Raw genomic sequence first — 16888 nt, forward strand, 5'->3', positions numbered from 1 at the left:
CGAGAGTAGGGAACTGCCAGGCATCAAACAAGTGAAGAAGCCCTGAACGAAAGTTCAGGGCTTTTTTACGTGCGTAACCTGCGGAAAGCGGGGCGTCAGGCCGGCTGTCCTGCGCCGTCCGCGTCATTAAAACCGCCGGGCCGGGATAAAATGGCGCGTGAGAAAGCCGGATGGCGTGTCCGTCATAACGTAAAAAACTTACTCACAGACGCTCTCACCCCCTACAATAAGTGAAGAAGCCCTGAAAGAAAGTTCAGGGCTTTTTTACGTGCGTAATCTGTGAAAAGCAGGGCGTCAGGCCGGTTATCTTGCACTGCACCTGGCGTTATAAACCTGCACCACCGCTAGACCGGCAACGGATGCGTTTTTTTTACTTCTCTCAGTGATATAGAAGAATTAATACTCAGAATTCCGGGTAATTTACGCAATTCCTTTTCAATAAACAGACTGTAATGGTCTAAATCCCGCGCCACGACCTGTAAAAGAAAATCGGCTTCACCGGTGATGTTGTGACAGGAAAGTACGTAAGGATTGGCCGTGATCCGTTCTTCAAAGTCCCGGGTTGCTGCCTCACTGTGCTGACTGCAAACCAGACGAACAAATGCCATCACGCCAAAGCCCACCTTTCTGCGGTTAATCACCGCCTGATAGCCCTCAATAAATTCCTCATCTTCAAGCCGTTTCAGTCGTCGCCACGCCGAGGCTGGACTTACGTCCAAATCCTGAGAAAGCTTAAGGCTCGATACTCTGCCGTCCTGCTGGAGATAACGCAGCAGCGCCAGATCTTTCTTATCCAGAATGCTCACTGATATATCTACTCACTATTAGCGTATTTAATGAAGGATAATTTCATAATTAATTATTCAGCTGCAATAGCTGAAAAGTAATTTCCTGATCGAAAGGTATAATTTTAAAGACACCTACGATGAGGGTTTACTGATGAAAGCTGTCATATACGAGTCATTTCTGTCGCCACCACTACTGAAAACGGTGCCGGACCCCACTCCCGAGCCCCACGGCGTGGTGATTCGGGTCAAAGCGACCGGGGTTTGCCGAAGTGACTGGCATGGCTGGGTGGGGCACGATCCCGATATCCCTTTGCCGCATGTGCCAGGACATGAATTTGCGGGCACGATAGAAGCTGTTGGCAGTGCGGTGACAAAATGGCGGCCTGGCGATAATGTCACGATGCCCTTTGTGTCGGGCTGTGGTTTTTGTCACGAGTGTCACTCGGGCAATCAGCAGGTTTGCGATCGTCAGTTCCAGCCAGGTTTCACTCACTGGGGGTCTTTCGCAGAATATGTGGCGGTACAGCAGGCGGACTTGAACCTCATCGCGCTGCCGGACACACTTAACTTCACTACCGCAGCGAGCCTGGGATGCCGTTTCATCACCTCGTTCAGGGCAGTAGTCGATCAGGGAAGAACGTCTGCAGGGCAGTGGCTTGCCGTCCACGGCTGTGGTGGGGTTGGCCTCTCCGCCATCATGATTGCGAATGCACTTGGGGCAAACGTGGTAGCGATTGATATCGCGGAGGATAAATTGCAGCTGGCCCGGGATTTGGGTGCCGTCGCCGTCGTGAATGCTGCACGTGTGCACAATGTGGCAGAAGCCATCAAAGACATTACCCAGGGTGGAGCGCATGTTTCCCTGGATGCACTCGGTCATACGGTCACCTGCGTGAACTCCATTAACTCACTAAGAAAAAGAGGCAGGCACATCCAGATAGGCCTGATGGCGGGTGAACACAGTGCACCGCCTATCCCAATGGCCAGGGTGATTGCTAATGAACTGGAAATTATTGGCAGTCATGGCATGCAGGCTCACCGCTATGACGTCATGATGAATATGATAGCGGCGGGAAAACTCCGCCCTGAGAAGCTCATTGGCAGAACCATTAACCTTGAGCAATCCATAGAAGCGTTAATGAATATGGATAAGTTTGAATCGCCGGGGGTAACGGTAGTCACCGCGTTTTAACGGGTTAACACGACCTCTTCCTCGTCATTGATGTGCATGTGGACGGGAAGAGGCCGCTGGCCTCCCCTGCCTGCGCGACTGAAGATTTCAGTTGTTTCAGGGAATTAACAACACATGTCACATTTTGTCATATTCAGACAACACATCTTTCCGTTTCCGCCATGACCGTGCTTTACTCAACGCTTTAACGCTGCTTATCAGCAAGGAGCCGAGGCATAGCATGTCAGACGTGATCAAGAATCAACAAGCGCAGGTGCTTGACCAAAAAAAACGTATCTGGGCCATCGTAGGCGCATCTTCAGGTAATCTTGTCGAATGGTTCGACTTTTATGTGTACTCGTTTTTCTCACTCTACTTCGCCCACATTTTCTTCCCGCAAGGTGATACCACAACCCAGTTATTGCAAACAGCAGGCGTATTTGCCGCAGGCTTTTTAATGAGGCCAATTGGCGGCTGGTTATTTGGCTATATCGGTGACCGCCACGGGCGCAAAAAATCGATGCTGATCTCTGTCTGTATGATGTGTTTCGGCTCCCTGGTGATTGCCTGCCTGCCGGGCTATGACAGTATCGGGATCGCCGCACCGATCCTGTTATTGCTGGCGCGTATGTTTCAGGGACTGTCAGTGGGCGGAGAGTACGGTACAAGCGCAACGTATATGAGTGAAGTGGCGCTGGAAGGGCGGAAAGGCTTTTACGCATCGTTCCAGTACGTGACATTAATTGGCGGACAATTAGCTGCTGTGCTGACGGTGGTAGTGCTGCAGTTTATGTTAACCGATCAGGAGCTACGTACATGGGGCTGGCGCATTCCGTTCTTCCTGGGGGCGATGCTGGCCGTGGTAGCGCTGTGGCTGCGTCGCTCTCTGGACGAAACTTCCGATAAACAGAGCCGTGAGCATCGCGATGCCGGCAGTGTCATTGGCTTATTACGTAACCACACGAAACCTTTCCTGATGGTGCTGGGTTTTACGGCGGGCGGTTCGTTGAGCTTCTACACCTTTACCACCTATATGCAGAAGTACCTGGTGAACACTTCAGGCATGGATGCCAAAACCGCCAGTGGATTGATGACCGGCGCTTTACTGGTTTACATGCTGCTACAGCCCATTATTGGCGGCCTTTCCGATAGGATTGGCCGACGCACCTCCATGATGATTTTTGGTGCTGGTGCGGCGGTTTGTACGGTACCTGTCCTGACGCTGCTGCAAAACGTACAAAGTCCCGGTATTGCCTTTGCCCTGATTATGCTGGCGTTACTGATTACCAGCTTTTACACCTCAATCAGTGGGATTTTGAAAGCAGAGATGTTCCCGCCGGAGGTTCGAACCCTCGGCGTTGGGCTCTCTTATGCGGTGGCAAATGCGATCTTCGGTGGATCTGCAGAGTACGTGGCGTTACTGATGAAGCACAACGGTATGGAGACCACGTTCTTCTGGTACGTTTCCGTCATGGGGGCGTTGGCGTTCCTGGTGTCGCTGCTGCTACACCGGCACGGAAAAGGCATTAAGTTGTAACAGGGCAGACAGAATGCCGCAGTCAGGCTGCGGCATTCTGGATCTTCACAGGATACGGCTGATGAGCCGATCGATACGAATACGGCGCAGACGGCGAATCAGCTTACGCACTTTCGCCGGGTAGTCAGCAATGCTTTCCAACTCACGGAAGTGCCCAACAACCCTGGTGTGTTGACGAATCAGCATCAGCTCATGCTGTCGCTGCTCGGTCAACTGCTGCAGAGGATCGTGAATCAGGACCGCATTCTCCAGATCCAGTCGCCATGCGCGCGGATTAAGATTGTTGCCCGTAATAAGCTGCCACTCATCGTCAACCCACATGCCTTTCAGGTGATAGCTGTTTTCACCGTCTTTCCAGAGACGCACGGTCAGTTGACCGTTGCTGACGTAATACTGCAGGCGGCTTAAAAAACGACGCAGGTTAATTTCGTAGAGATAGGGCAAGGCACCGATGATTTTAAACGGCTGATCGGGCGCGATATAGAAGTCATTCGCCGTTTTATCCCCCACGATAATCTCAACTTCTTTACCCTGGCGTAAAAGGGCAATGATATTGCGCACCAGCAGTGCTGGCAGGTTGAAGTAGGGGGTGCAGATGGTGAGCTTCTTTTCGGCGCACGGCATTAAATGAAAAATAGTCTTATTCAGCAGGCTGCGCTTACCCAACCCGACCAGCGGTGTGACGGCGAGTTCATCGTTACCGGCATTACCTTCAAACTGATAGTTAAAGCCGCGTAAGTCCTGACGAAACTGACGCGTTTCATTTTTGATTTCCGGGCTGGATGGACGGTCAGCATAGTCCAGGCGATTGACCGCCTCTGCATCTTTCAAATGCACGTTCATCCATTCGAACATGGTATCGGTCAGCGCGGCATTACGGATGAGTTGATAGCGGTCGTAGCGGTATTTGTCGTGCTGATGCAGGTAAACGTCATTAATGCTGGCGCCGCTGTAGAGCAAGGTATCATCGATAATGAAACCTTTCAGATGCAGTACGCCCATTGCTTCGCGAGTATTAACCGGAATGCCATAGACTGGAATCACGTTATCGGGATGTTGCTGGGCCATCTCGCAATACCAGTCGGCGTTAGTAACACCGCGTGCGGCACCAATGCGACCCCGTTGCGCGCGGTGCCAGTCGACTAAGATACTGATATCCAGCTGTGGACGAGCCATTTTCGCGGCATATAATGCATCCATAACGGCCCGACCCGCATCGTCATTTTCCAGATAGAGGGCGACGATACAAATGCGCGATTGCGCTGACGCAATCTTTTCCAAAAGCGTCTCGCGAAATTCGGCAGGCGAATATAACGTCGACACATCCGCAACAGATTGTGACAGTTTAGGCAGCTGTGCGAGGTGTTGTTGGTGTTTATTGCGTTTAAATTTAGACAACATCACAGTGCACTTCTTCTCGGTTCATTGTATGGCCTTTTGCCACCAAATCAGGGTCATAACGCTAAATAATAACATCAACCACGGCGGACGGGGCGATTTTTACTTTTCTCTACACGGTAAAGTGACATTATCCTGTAACAAAAGCTTCAGGCTGACGATGCCATCGTCCATTTGCACATCTACGCTAAAGTTGAGTTTTTTCGCCAGTGTGACCATGCCGCGGTTGCCGGGCATGGTAATGCCATTCAGTTGTTGCAGACCATGGGCGCGTGTGTAACGAATCATTTTTTCAAGTAAACGTCGTCCCATTCCCAGCCCTTTGAGATCCGAGCGGACCAGCACCGAAAACTCCGCGTCAATGTTGTCTGCATCAGAAATGGCGCGAGTGACACCGATAATTTCCGGTTGCCCCTGATGCTGACGAACCGCAACAATTGCCATTTCCCGGTCGTAATCAATCTGCGTCATATTGGCCAGATCCTCATGGGTGAACTCATTAATTTCACTGAAATAGCGGTAGTAGAGATCTTCTTTGGTGACCTGACTGATGAAGTCGCGCAGAAGCGGTTCATCTTCGGGCAGGATGGGGCGGAATAAACAGTGCTGACCGTCCTTCAGTTCTACCTGCTCTTCCAGATGCTGAGGATAAGGACGTATGGCCAGACGCGTTTCACTGTCACCGGTAAAAGGCGCAAGCGTCAGCGTGACGTCCAGTAAGGTGAAATCACTGCCCGCCGCCAGCAGCGGATGAATATCCAGGCGTTGTATTTCCGGGCAATCCACCACCAGGTTAGAGACCTGCACCAGCAGTTGGCTCAGGCCAGCGACATCCAGCGGGATCAGGGCACTCCGGCTGCGGATCTTGCCGCTTTTGATTGCCTGAATCACCAGATAACGAGCCAGCGTCATATTGAGCGGTGGTAAGGCCACGGCGGCCTGCTTCTCGGCCTGCCACTCCACGCCGCCTTCACCCAGCATGATGATGGGGCCAAACAGGGCATCCTGCTCCACCACGACCCGCAGTTCCTGAGCACCGGCCCGGTTGGCCATGCTCTGTACGACCAGCCCTTCAATCCGTGCGTGCGGCAGCGTTTGTGTTACCCGGTCAACGATAGCGTCAGCCGCTCGCTTTACTTCCGCGGCGTTACGCAGATAGAGCATTACGCCCTGTACCTCAGACTTATGCGCCACATCGGGCGAACGCAGCTTCAGTGCCACCGGATAACCGATTTGTTCGGCGATAGTGACCGCGTCCTCACTGTCTTTGGCAATCCAGGTCGGTAGCGTCGCCAGACCGTAGGCTTTGAGGACGGGCTGCACTTCATGCGTGTCCAGAGACAAAATGCCCTTGTCCAGCGCCTGGGACAGCAGTTGGTGAGCCTGAGCGCTATCCTGCGTCAGGTTTACCGGCAAGGCAGGGGTTTCCCGCAATAACTTCTGGTTACGCCGGTATTCAACCTGATGCATAAACGCGGTGACGGTTCCTTCCGGCGTACGCCAGGTGGGAATGCCAGCCTGGGTAAAAGCCCGTCGTGCCGCCAGAGAAGAGTATTCGCCGCACCAGTTGGTCAACAGCGTAAGCTGTTTGCCGCGCGGATGCTGATGGATCAGCTGGATGATTTTCTCTGCGGTTTCAGTCGCCGGAGCGACGGCACTGGGGGCATGAATAATCATCAGGGCATCTAAATCGTGGCTGTCGAGCAGAACGGTCAGACAGGCCAGGTAGCGTTCCGGCGTTGCATCATCTTTTAAATCAACCGGATTGCCGTGGCCAACGCCTTCTGGCAGCACGGCATTGAGCTGCTGTACCGTTGGCTCACTCAGCGTGGCGAGCTTCCCGTTGCGGGCATAGAGTTCATCCAGCGCCAGTGCAGCGGGTGCCGCGCCATTGCTGATAATCATTAGCCGATGCCCGCGTGGTGGACGCATATGGCTTAACGACTCCACCGCCGTAAACAGCTCGTGCGTATCCTGTACACGTAATAAGCCCGCGCGCTGGATAGCCGCATCCCAGGCGGCATCCAGACCGCTGTGTGTGCCGAGCAGCGCCTGCGCCTGACGGCTGCGTCCGCTTTTGATGATCAGAATAGGCTTGTTACGGGAGGCGCTGCGGGATGCTGAAACAAAGCGACGGGCATCACTGAGGTGTTCAAGATAAAGCAGAATCGCACTGGTTTTGCCGTCGCGGGCAAGAAAATCCAGCAGATCGTCCACATCGGTATCCAGGCTGTCACCCAAGGCGATAAACCACGAAAAGCCAAGGTTGCGCTGCTGCGCCCAGTCAAGGATGGTATTGGATACGGCTGACGACTGCGAAATAAACGCGATGCGGCCTTTGGCGATAGGAACAGGAGAAAAGCTGGCGTTAAGGCCCTGCCAGGGGGCCAGTAATCCCAGACTGTTGGGACCCAGCAGACGAATCTGCCAGCGGCTGGCACACTGTTTTAACTCGGCTAACTGACTGGCGGGCGCGGAGAGGATAATACAGGCTTTACACCCTTTCTCGCCAAGCTGCTGTAACAGCTCAAGGTTTCTTTTGTGATGGGTACAGATCACCGCCAGGTCCGGGGCGAAGGGCAAGCTGTCAATGTCAGGCCAGGCCAGCACACCGCTAACCGCTTTATATTTTGGCGTCACCGGCAGCACCGGGCCGCTAAAGCCACCCGCCAGCAGATTACGCATCATAAAATAGCCTGCCCGTCCCGGCTTGACCGAGGCGCCGATTACCGCAATCGATTTGGGTCGTAACAGCGCTTCCAGCCCACGTTGACTCATCACCTTCTCCATTCATCGAGATTTAGGTGAGTGTAAACGCTTTTAGACTTTTTTACCGTCGGGCAGATCCCAGCCTGAATAACGACAATCAGCCTGCCACGGCGCGCATTACCGCGCCTGGCCGGGATGATGCGGCTTACCCGCAAGGTAAGCCTGACGGAACTGCTCAAAATGCTGGGTTAATGCCTGTGCCGCTTCCGTGTCGCCCGCCTGCTCCAGAAGTGCCGCCGCGATCTCTGCGGTACAGTGCTGGCCTTCGCCATGCGCTTCGCGCAGCCGGTAGCGAGAAGGGGCCGTAACATTGAGCGAGATCAGCGGAAAGCGGTCAAGCCAGGGGCTTTTACGAAACATCTTCCGCGCTTCGTTCCAGGTGCCATCCAGCATAATAAACAGCGGCGGTTTACCCGCAAGCGGCGGCGAGTGGATAACCTCGCGGCCTTCATCCGCATACGAGGCAGGAAAAACCACTAGCGGTTGATAAGCCTCATCGGCAACGGCTTCCAGCAATGCGGGATCGGGCTCGGTACGTGACCAGCCAAATGCCTGGGTGTCCGGTAACACATCGGCAATCAACCGGCCCGTATTGCTCGGCTTCATGGGTTCGGTATCAAACATCACCAGGCAAAAGCGACTGCGGGCAGACTGCACCTGGATGCTGGCGCACAGACAATTTATTTCAGGCAACAGGCATCCCTGGCAGCGGAGCACACGATTCCCGCGTGCCAGAAAGGGACGCGTGGCACGGGCCAGGCGTTGGGCTCGTAAACGCAAAACGGCATTATCAGACATGATTATTCAGGACAGGAAAAAGCGTAGTGTAATCGAAGCGTCGAACAAAGGGAAAAGGCCAGCCAGGCTGGCCTGTCGTGCTTACAGGGATTCGTCGAGCCACTCGTTGAAAGGGGCTTTCGGCATGGCACCGTTTAAGACATCCACCATCTCGCCGTTCTTAAACACCATGATGGTCGGGATGCTGCGAATGCGGAAACGACTGCTCAAAGCCGGTTCTGCCTCTGTATTCACTTTGATAAAGCGGACTTTACCGCTGCGCTCCTGAGCGACATCTTTAAATACCGGGGCGAAGTTAACGCAGGGTCCGCACCACGGGGCCCAAAAATCCACCACGACCGGCAGATCGTCCCGCAGATAGCTGTCCAGCGTTGCGGCCGTCGCGTTAATGACATCGCCCGAAAACAAGGCTTCACCGCAGCGACCACATTTGGCACCCTCGGCAAGCCGTTCTTCGGGAACGCGATTGGTTGCCTGGCAAGACGTGCATACCGTATTCATAAAAACCTCTGATAATGATGTAGAGCACTTTGCTCAATATTACCCATTATGAAAGGGTGATAAGATCGGCTCAATGTGGATTGCTCTATAGGTTCAATAGTTGATAGCTAAGCGCAGTCACATCAGGTAATCTTCGCGCTCTCAATGCAGGAGGAAGAAATGAACGACGAATTTAAAGGCAAAAGTGGTAAGGTCAAAGTCATGTACGTGCGTGGCGAAGATGAGCAAAGCGCGCGTGCGCCGAATCCTCGTACAGGCAAAGGTGGCCGTCCTGCTGCTCGTCGTGAAGACAATCGTCGTTCATCTGGCCCGCGTACTGAGCGTAGTGAAGACGGCGGACGCAGTACGGGCCGTCGCAGCGACAGCGCACCACGCCGCAGTGACAGCGCACCGCGGCGCAACGATCGTGGCAGCGACAATCGTGATGCCTACGGCAGCAGCGATTCACCCTGGCGCACCGTATCCCGCCCACCGGTAGCCGAAGACACCAAACCCGAAAATCCTGGGATTGGCGGTAAAGGCGTGGTTGACGTAGAGCAGATTCGTCGTCAGCGTCTGGAAGAAACCCGTGTTTATGGCGAAAACGCCTGTCAGGCACTGTTCCAGAGCCGTCCTGAATGCATCGTCCGTGCATGGTTTGTGCAAAGTGTGACGCCGCGTTTTCGCGATGCGCTGCGCTGGCTGGCGGCTAACCGCAAAGCCTACCACGTTGTGGATGACGCAGAGATCACCAAAGCTTCCGGTACTGAGCACCACGGCGGCGTCTGCTTCCTGATTAAAAAACGCATGGGCATGGACGTGGCCGAGTGGCTCAGCAAGGCCGAAACCAAAGACTGCGTGCTGGCGCTTGAAGATGTCAGCAATCCCCATAATCTTGGCGCTATCATGCGCAGCTGCGCGCACTTCGGTGTGAAAGGCCTGCTGGTCAACGATGCCTCGCTGCTGGAATCGGGTGCGGCGGTTCGCACGGCTGAAGGCGGAGCCGAACATGTTCAGGCCATCAGCGGTACCACCTTCAATGAAGGCCTGGAAGCGTTCCGCAAAGCGGGTTACACCATAGTGACCACCTCAAGCCATCAGGGGACGCCGCTGTCTAAAGCTGAGTTGCCTGCCAAAATGGTACTGGTGCTGGGACAGGAGAGTGAAGGTTTGTCCGACAGCACCTTCCAGCAGGGTGATATGAGCCTGTCAATTGGCGGCACCGGTAATGTTGAAAGCCTGAACGTGTCGGTGGCAACCGGCGTACTGCTTGCCGAATGGTGGCGTCAGAACGCCTGACCGTACTATTAAATGATGGCGCCGTTAAACGCGCCATCCATTGTCTGTTTCCCGGCGCTGTCCGGGAAATATCTTCCCCGTCAGCCCGTATCTTTTTCAGCGCCAGATGCCGCGCGCTGAACCTGTTCATCCATCTCATCAAGCGCCCGCTGATTATCCAGCCCCCACTGATAAAGCTGTTCCACCGGTTTTGCAAAACGGTTGCCCAGGGCGGTTAACTGGTACTCCACTTTGGGTGGGATCACGTCATAAACATGACGGGCGATTAACCCTCGCTGCTCAAGCTCCTTCAACGTCTGAAACAGCATCTTTTTCGATATTCCCTGCAGGCTCCGCTGTAGTTCGCCCGTGCGCGCCCGTCCGCCGGGCCAGTGGTACAAGGCATGCAGCACCATCGGATTCCACTTGGCAGAAAAAAGATCCATCAGTCGGCGTGGTGGCGAATCCACATAAAAAACCAGTTTACCTTCTACCCAGGCAGGCATCGTCAGCGCACTCCTTTTATGGTCACCAAATGGTAACTACTATCAATAATGAACCCATTTAAGTAGAGTTTGCCGCCCTCAGTTATATAAAGCCAGTCACTATGAGAGGCACGATGAAAATTAATGCACTAGTCGCCCACGATGCAACCCAGCCGCTTACGTCCGGGCTGATAGCACTGCGCCCGCTTCAGCCGCAGGATGTCAGAATCGAGATTCTTTACTGTGGCGTTTGCCACTCAGATTTGCACATGGCACGCAACGAATGGGCGGCAAGCCATTATCCCCTGGTGCCGGGACATGAAATTGTGGGACGGGTGGTTGAAACTGGTCACGCTGCCAGTCGGTTTGCGCCTGGTGATATTGTGGGGGTGGGCGTAATGGTGGATTCCTGCCGCACATGCCATTTTTGCCAGCATCAGGAAGAACAATATTGTGAGGCCGGCTTCACTGCCACCTATAACGGTACGGATAAATACACCGGTGACCGCACATGGGGCGGCTATGCCGAGCACGTGGTGGTCGATCAGGACTTCGTGGTGTCGGTGCCACAGCACCTGCCGCTGGCTGGTGTTGCGCCATTGTTGTGCGCTGGCGTAACCGTGTGGTCACCGCTGCGCCATTTTAACGTTAAAGCGGGCGACAAGGTCGGCGTCATTGGCTTAGGCGGGTTAGGGCATATGGCCGTGAAGCTGGCACGTGCCCTGGGCGCTGAGGTCACGCTTTTCACCACGTCGCCAGGCAAAGCCGAGGACGCCCAGCGTCTCGGTGCCCGTCATGTGGTGGTGTCACGCGATGCCTCGGCGATGCAAGCCAGCCGGAATGGGCTGGATCTTATCCTTGACTGTGTGGCGGCCCCTCACGATCTTAATCCTTATCTGGCGACGCTTAAAACCAATGGTCGCCTGGTGCTGGTGGGGATCCCGGACAGTCCGCACGTTTCACCGGACGTGACGCCGATGGTGTTCCGTCGCTTAAGCATTAGTGGCTCATCGATTGGCAGCATTAAAGAAACGCAGGAGATGCTGGATTTTTGCGGCGAGCAGAATATCACGGCGGACATTGAGATGATTCGCGGAGAGCAGGTCGAAGAGGCCTTCACGCGAATGCTGAAAGGTGACGTGAAGTACCGTTTCGTGATTGATATGAAAGCGACGCGCTGGTAGCCAATACAGGTTCTGGCGTGCATCACCGCCACGCCAGAACCTGCCACAAGGCTACGCGCTGTTACGACTAGTGCGCGCCACCCGCACCGCCACCGGCAGTAAAGGGTGGACGGGCAAACCAGATCAGCACCAGCAGTATCAGAAACACGCCTGCCGAGGCCCAAAAAATCTCGTTGGCAGAGATGATCAATCCCTGATTGGTGATCTGCTGCGCAATGTACGCCGAGGCTTGCTGATGCGTCATGCCCATCCCTTCCAACTGACTGTACATCTGCTGCGCATTGACGTTATAAGGCGTCACCGACTCGCTGAGATTACTGTGGTGCATTGCCTCACGATCCGTCCACATCGTGGTGGTGATCGAGGTCCCTATTGAACCCGCCAGCGTACGCACAAAGTTTGACAAACTGGATGCCGCCGCCATCCGGTCGGGTGTCAAACCCGACAGCGTAATCGTGGTAAGTGGCATAAAGAAGCAGGCGACCGCGAAGCCCTGAATAAATTGCGGCCAGGCTGATGCACCAAAATCCATGCCCGGTTCAAACGTGTAAGCGCGCCAGTAGAAACAAACGGCATACATGATGAAACTGAAGGTGACCAGTTTCCGCATATCAAGCTTATGGGAGAACCGACCAATAATGGGCGACAGGATGACAGGAATAATCCCGACTGGCGCCGAGGCCAGCCCAGCCCAGGTCGCGGTATAGCCGTAGACCTCTTGCAGCAGTTGCGGCAAGAGAACGATCGACCCAAAATAGAGCATGTAGGCCAGGCTAAGGGACAAGCAGCCTATGGTGAAGTTACGCGATTTAAACAGCGACAGATCGACTATCGGGTGGTCGTCTGTCAGCTCCCAAATCAATAACATCACCAGCGCCAACACCGCCGCAATCGTCAGGACGATAATTTCTGTGGAGTTAAACCAGTCCAGCTCTTTACCGCGATCCAGCATCACCTGCAACGAGCCAACCCCGACAACCAGCAGCACCAGGCCAACGGTATCGATAGGACGAATTTGCGTTTCGGTTTCACGACCGCGCAGGGTTTGCAGCGTGAGCATAATGACCACTACACCAATCGGCACGTTGATAAAGAAGATCCAGCCCCAGTGATAGTTATCACTGATCCAGCCGCCGAGAATGGGGCCGCATATGGGGGCCACAATCACCGTCATCGCCCAGAGTGACAGGGCGATACTGCGTTTTGCGGGCGGATAGTTATTCAGCAACAGGCTTTGCGACAGCGGGATCAATGGACCTGCAACGATCCCCTGAATTATCCTGAAGAAAATCAGCATTTCCAGGCTTTTCGACATGCCGCAGGCCCAGGAAGCCAGCGCAAACAGGATGGTCGACCAGGTAAAAAGTTTGACTTCACCGATGCGTTTGGCCAGCCAACCCGTTATCGGAATCGAGATGGCGTTTGCCACCCCGAAAGACGTGATGACCCAGGTGCCCTGGGAGTTTGAGGCCCCCAGATTACCCGCAATGGTCGGTATAGCAACGTTAGCAATGGTGGAATCCAGAACCTGCATGAACGTCGCCAGGGATAGCGCAATGGTCATTAAGACCAGCGGCATCCCTTTGAGCGGTGCTTGTGCCATTACAGCCTCCGGGTCATCATCCGGCGTTCGCGTGGACGATATCGGTAATCAGCTTATTGACCGGTGCAAGGTCAATGGCCAGGGCGTTGCTGCTGTAGGCAGCCTGCTGACGAACGCTGGTAGCCAGTGCGCTGCCGTCTTTATTATCGGTATCAATTTCTACCAATGTTGACAGCCCGATACGCAGAGGATGTTTAGCCACTTCGTCCTGGTTCAACTCAATACGGACCGGCAGTCGCTGAACCACTTTGATCCAGTTACCAGTGGCGTTCTGCGCCGGTAACAGCGAGAACGCGCTCCCGGTGCCCATATCCAGACCCACGACTTTACCGTGGTACACCACATCGTCACCGTAAATGTCCGCCACCACGGTGGCCGATTGGCCGATACGCACGCCAGCCAGCTGTGTCTCTTTGAAGTTAGCGTCCACCCACAGGTTGGTTGCGGGTACGACCGCCATCAATGGGGTGCTGGTGCTGATCTGTGAACCGACCTGCACGCTGCGGCGAGACACATAGCCATCCATCGGACTGCGAATCTCAGTACGTTGCAGCGCCAGCCAGGCGTCACGCAGTTCTGCCGCACTTTGCTTCACTGCGGGTTGGTTTTCCAGAGACGTATTCAGGATCACCGCCTGATTGGCGTTGTACTGCTGAACCGCCACATCCAGCTCCGCTTTCGCTGAAGCCACGGCATCGCGCGCGTGTTGCAGTTCTTCACGCCCAATCAGGTTAGAGGCACCCAACGGCTCGCGACGTTTCAGATCGGCCTGTGCCTGATCTAACGCGGTCTGACGGAGATTAATCGTCGCCTGATATTGCTTTGCATTGATCATCTGTTGGTGCACCTGACGCACGCTGGTTGCCAGCCCGGTCTGCGCTTTTTCAAACGCCTGCTGTGCGTCGGTTTTATCCAGCGACACCAGCACATCACCTTTTTTGACGTAATCGGTATCATCAAACCAGACTTTATTCACGCTGCCTGATACCTGGGCCATGACCTGCACCTGGTTACCGGCGACATAAGCATCATCCGTTTCCTGATAGTGGCGCAACACTAAATACCAGTAAACGCCCCACGCAATGCCAAGCAGTATGACCACCAGCGCCAGTAATATCAGCGCACCTTTGCGCTTTTTCTTCTTGTTATTGACTGGTTGATGCGGGCTTTGCGCCTCTGTTGCACTCATTTATTTCTCCACGTTTTCCACTATGTCGGCGGGTTAAACTCCGTTTTCACCTTCGCCCGAGCCAAAAAAGCCAGCGACTAAGCGCTGGCCGGATAAAAGAGGGTTAAAATAACGATTTCGTCAGGTGATTGTGTCGCAGATCTTGCTATTACCGTGAAAGGGAAGCCGTTAGTTTATCTTCTTCCATTTTATCCAGACGGGTAAGCAGCTTGCGGGTGATGTTTTCCAACTGCGATTTCTCATCGCCGGTCAGAGAAGACCACAGGTATTGCAGGCTCTGATGCTGAGGTGGCAGCACCTGTTGCAGAAACGCATTGCCTTTTTCGGTCAGATGAAGATGCAGGCAACGACGATCCTGAGCGCTCTCACGACGTTCAATCCAGCCGCGCTTTTCCAGCTCATCAGCGATACGTGTTGCATTCGTCCGTGATGAACCCAGCGCGGTGCTCAGTTCAGAGGGCTGGATGCTCTGATCTTCCTGCGCATCAAGCGTCAGTAACGCCATAAACAGGGTTTCATTAATCCCCTGTTCTTTAAGCATTTTGTTGCGATTGTCCAGCAACTTACCCTGCATGTGCATGCAAAGACGCGTCAGGAGAATCTCCTGGAAGGGAAAATCTGCATGACGATTTGCACGGATATTTAACATCTGCTCAATGGGCGTAAACGAACTTTCCATTAGAAAAAACCTCACTAATTTCAACTTTTATAGTAACCACGGTGGCAGCATTATGGGTGAGTGACCGGGTTCTGAAACCCCATCCTCAGGCTGTCGCACTGTGGTGATTCACGATCTGTCCTTGACCCCAGGGTAAAGGTTTTGCGCATCGATTCCATACGCGTTGGTCGTACAGTGAAACGGTACGACATCAAATGATTACGAAAGAAAAAATAACTTACGTGAATAACTTTGGGCCAACGATAGCAAACTCACACTCTGCTGAACAGGCTAAATCACACTATTCGGGCTATTCGCCTGTTCAAGACCACGATTCCGCCACCAGATGATCAAATTCAGTAAAGTCAATATCGCCCCGGCCACACAGACGCCATACCAGCCTGCCAGATGGTAGGCATTTGCCGACAACAATGAGCCTAGCGCACCGCCAATAAAGTAGCTGGTCATATAACCGGCATTCAGGCGATTGCGTGCTTCAGGCAGACGCGCATAAATGACGCTCTGGTTGGTGATGTGCACGGCCTGAACGGCAAGATCCAGCAACAAAATGCCGATAATCAGCGCCACAAGATTCTGCGCGCCCCAGGCGATAGCTGCCCATGACAACAGCATAATCAGCAAGCCTGCGCTGGTGGTGAGTCCGGCCTTACCTTTATCCGCCAGCGAGCCTGCCTTTCTGGCGGCCAGCGCACCGGCTGCACCGACCAGCCCCAGCAGTCCGATTTCCCCTTCCGTGAACCCATAGGGTGCGGAGGAGAGCAGAAACGCCATGGATGTCCACAGGATGCTGAAATTCGCAAAGGTCAGGCAGCCGCTATAAGCCCGGGTACGCAGCACCGGATCGGCCGCATACAACTGAAAGATGGAAACCAGAAGCTGGCGGTAATTTAGCGAGACAGACGGCGTAATGCGCGGCAGAGTGCGCCACAGGGCCAGTGCCATCAGCAGCATCAAGACGCTGGCGACCCAGTAGACGGTTTGCCAGCCACCCAACTGTGCCAGGCCGCCCGAAACGGTTCGTGCCAACAGGATGCCTAGCAGCAGTACGCTCATCACCGTGCCAGTGACTTTTCCCCGTTTTTCCGGCGCGGCCAGCGTTGCGGCCAACGGCACCAGAATCTGTGCCGCGACGGAAAAGAGCCCGGTGATCACCGTTCCCAGCAGCAGAAAGGGGAAGGATGAAGAGAGGGCAATGATCACCATGCCAACCGCAGCCATCACGATCATACCAACAATCAGGCCGCGCCGTTCCAGCATGTCGCCGAGCGGGACCAGTAACAGCAGCCCACAAGCATAGCCAAGCTGTGCGGTGGTCACAATGAACCCGGCGAGCGCGACAGATAAGTCGAAGTGCTGCGCAATGGTGTGGAGCAGTGGCTGAATATAATAATTGCTGGCGACACACAGGCCGGTGGCAACGGACATCAGTCCCACCAGGGCGGGCGTTAAACCAGGACGAGAGGTTGTCATAGGGAGGCAGAGGTAAAAATTAATAATGTGACGTTAATAATAACCTAAAAAATTATTTG

General features: G+C 54.2%; 14 protein-coding genes. 4 read left to right on the forward strand and 10 right to left on the reverse strand.

Going from position 1 to position 16888, the window contains the following annotated elements:
* Positions 1–344: 344 nt before the first annotated feature.
* A complete protein-coding gene (locus NR177_RS17735) occupies positions 345–806 on the reverse strand; it encodes an Lrp/AsnC family transcriptional regulator (protein WP_253851916.1) in 462 nt (153 codons plus the stop codon).
* A 133-nt stretch (positions 807–939) separates the two neighbouring features.
* On the opposite strand from NR177_RS17735, the gene NR177_RS17740 reads away from it, so the two are divergent.
* Both NR177_RS17740 and NR177_RS17745 read left to right on the forward strand, forming a co-directional pair.
* A complete protein-coding gene (locus NR177_RS17740; RefSeq protein ID WP_256853332.1) occupies positions 940–1980 on the forward strand; it encodes a zinc-dependent alcohol dehydrogenase family protein in 1041 nt (346 codons plus the stop codon).
* A 220-nt stretch (positions 1981–2200) separates the two neighbouring features.
* On the forward strand, positions 2201–3496 hold the full coding sequence (locus tag NR177_RS17745; RefSeq protein WP_256853333.1) for an MFS family transporter: 1296 nt from the start codon (positions 2201–2203) through the stop codon (positions 3494–3496).
* 45 nt (positions 3497–3541) lie between these two features.
* Here the strand turns inward: NR177_RS17745 and pssA are convergent, their stop codons facing one another.
* From pssA to trxC, 4 genes are all read right to left on the reverse strand, one after another.
* On the reverse strand, positions 3542–4900 hold the full coding sequence (gene pssA / locus NR177_RS17750; protein ID WP_172897293.1) for a CDP-diacylglycerol--serine O-phosphatidyltransferase: 1359 nt from the start codon (positions 4898–4900) through the stop codon (positions 3542–3544).
* 96 nt (positions 4901–4996) lie between these two features.
* Positions 4997–7672: a bifunctional acetate--CoA ligase family protein/GNAT family N-acetyltransferase gene (locus tag NR177_RS17760; protein ID WP_096012737.1), complete on the reverse strand. Its 2676-nt coding sequence runs from the start codon at positions 7670–7672 to the stop codon at positions 4997–4999.
* Positions 7673–7780: 108 nt separating this feature from the next.
* Positions 7781–8461, reverse strand: coding sequence for a tRNA-uridine aminocarboxypropyltransferase (locus tag NR177_RS17765; RefSeq protein WP_096012738.1), 681 nt, complete (start codon positions 8459–8461; stop codon positions 7781–7783).
* An 81-nt stretch (positions 8462–8542) separates the two neighbouring features.
* Positions 8543–8962, reverse strand: a complete 420-nt coding sequence (gene trxC, locus NR177_RS17770; RefSeq protein ID WP_063880693.1) for a thioredoxin TrxC — start codon at positions 8960–8962, stop codon at positions 8543–8545.
* A 159-nt stretch (positions 8963–9121) separates the two neighbouring features.
* On the opposite strand from trxC, the gene NR177_RS17775 reads away from it, so the two are divergent.
* Entirely contained in the window at positions 9122–10240 is a 1119-nt protein-coding gene (locus NR177_RS17775) for a tRNA/rRNA methyltransferase (protein ID WP_256853334.1), read from the forward strand.
* 80 nt (positions 10241–10320) lie between these two features.
* Here NR177_RS17775 and NR177_RS17780 read toward each other — a convergent pair whose 3' ends face one another.
* Positions 10321–10725 carry a helix-turn-helix domain-containing protein gene (locus NR177_RS17780; RefSeq protein WP_096012740.1) on the reverse strand — a complete coding sequence of 135 codons (405 nt, stop codon included), beginning with the start codon at positions 10723–10725 and terminating at the stop codon, positions 10321–10323.
* Positions 10726–10838: 113 nt separating this feature from the next.
* Here NR177_RS17780 and NR177_RS17785 point away from each other — a divergent pair, with 113 nt between their 5' ends.
* On the forward strand, positions 10839–11888 hold the full coding sequence (locus NR177_RS17785) for an NAD(P)-dependent alcohol dehydrogenase (RefSeq protein ID WP_256853335.1): 1050 nt from the start codon (positions 10839–10841) through the stop codon (positions 11886–11888).
* A 67-nt stretch (positions 11889–11955) separates the two neighbouring features.
* On the opposite strand, the gene emrB is transcribed toward NR177_RS17785, so the two are convergent.
* The 4 genes from emrB to NR177_RS17805 all read right to left on the reverse strand — a co-directional run bounded on the left by emrB (position 11956) and on the right by NR177_RS17805 (position 16829).
* Complete coding sequence (emrB, locus tag NR177_RS17790) at positions 11956–13491, reverse strand: multidrug efflux MFS transporter permease subunit EmrB (RefSeq protein WP_256853336.1); 1536 nt, start codon at positions 13489–13491, stop codon at positions 11956–11958.
* A 16-nt stretch (positions 13492–13507) separates the two neighbouring features.
* Positions 13508–14680, reverse strand: a complete 1173-nt coding sequence (gene emrA, locus NR177_RS17795) for a multidrug efflux MFS transporter periplasmic adaptor subunit EmrA (RefSeq protein ID WP_063880688.1) — start codon at positions 14678–14680, stop codon at positions 13508–13510.
* 148 nt (positions 14681–14828) lie between these two features.
* Complete coding sequence (gene mprA, locus NR177_RS17800; protein ID WP_145394884.1) at positions 14829–15359, reverse strand: transcriptional repressor MprA; 531 nt, start codon at positions 15357–15359, stop codon at positions 14829–14831.
* Between the two features lie 270 nt (positions 15360–15629).
* Positions 15630–16829, reverse strand: a complete 1200-nt coding sequence (locus NR177_RS17805; RefSeq protein WP_109717454.1) for an MFS transporter — start codon at positions 16827–16829, stop codon at positions 15630–15632.
* Positions 16830–16888 lie beyond the last annotated feature (59 nt).

This window comes from Pantoea sp. Fr+CA_20 (assembly GCF_024520835.1).
In the GTDB taxonomy this organism is placed as follows: domain Bacteria; phylum Pseudomonadota; class Gammaproteobacteria; order Enterobacterales; family Enterobacteriaceae; genus Pantoea; species Pantoea allii.

Bases quoted from the DNA above. Each gene is read 5' to 3' on its own strand.
- NR177_RS17740 (WP_256853332.1), top strand. From the start codon at position 940: ATGAAAGCTGTCATATACGAGTCATTTCTGTCGCCACCACTACTGAAA.
- NR177_RS17745 (WP_256853333.1), top strand. From the start codon at position 2,201: ATGTCAGACGTGATCAAGAATCAACAAGCGCAGGTGCTTGACCAAAAA.
- NR177_RS17760 (WP_096012737.1), bottom strand. From the start codon at position 7,672: ATGAGTCAACGTGGGCTGGAAGCGCTGTTACGACCCAAATCGATTGCG.
- NR177_RS17765 (WP_096012738.1), bottom strand. From the start codon at position 8,461: ATGTCTGATAATGCCGTTTTGCGTTTACGAGCCCAACGCCTGGCCCGT.
- trxC (WP_063880693.1), bottom strand. From the start codon at position 8,962: ATGAATACGGTATGCACGTCTTGCCAGGCAACCAATCGCGTTCCCGAA.
- NR177_RS17775 (WP_256853334.1), top strand. From the start codon at position 9,122: ATGAACGACGAATTTAAAGGCAAAAGTGGTAAGGTCAAAGTCATGTAC.
- NR177_RS17780 (WP_096012740.1), bottom strand. From the start codon at position 10,725: ATGCCTGCCTGGGTAGAAGGTAAACTGGTTTTTTATGTGGATTCGCCA.
- NR177_RS17785 (WP_256853335.1), top strand. From the start codon at position 10,839: ATGAAAATTAATGCACTAGTCGCCCACGATGCAACCCAGCCGCTTACG.
- emrB (WP_256853336.1), bottom strand. From the start codon at position 13,491: ATGGCACAAGCACCGCTCAAAGGGATGCCGCTGGTCTTAATGACCATT.
- emrA (WP_063880688.1), bottom strand. From the start codon at position 14,680: ATGAGTGCAACAGAGGCGCAAAGCCCGCATCAACCAGTCAATAACAAG.
- mprA (WP_145394884.1), bottom strand. From the start codon at position 15,359: ATGGAAAGTTCGTTTACGCCCATTGAGCAGATGTTAAATATCCGTGCA.
- NR177_RS17805 (WP_109717454.1), bottom strand. From the start codon at position 16,829: ATGACAACCTCTCGTCCTGGTTTAACGCCCGCCCTGGTGGGACTGATG.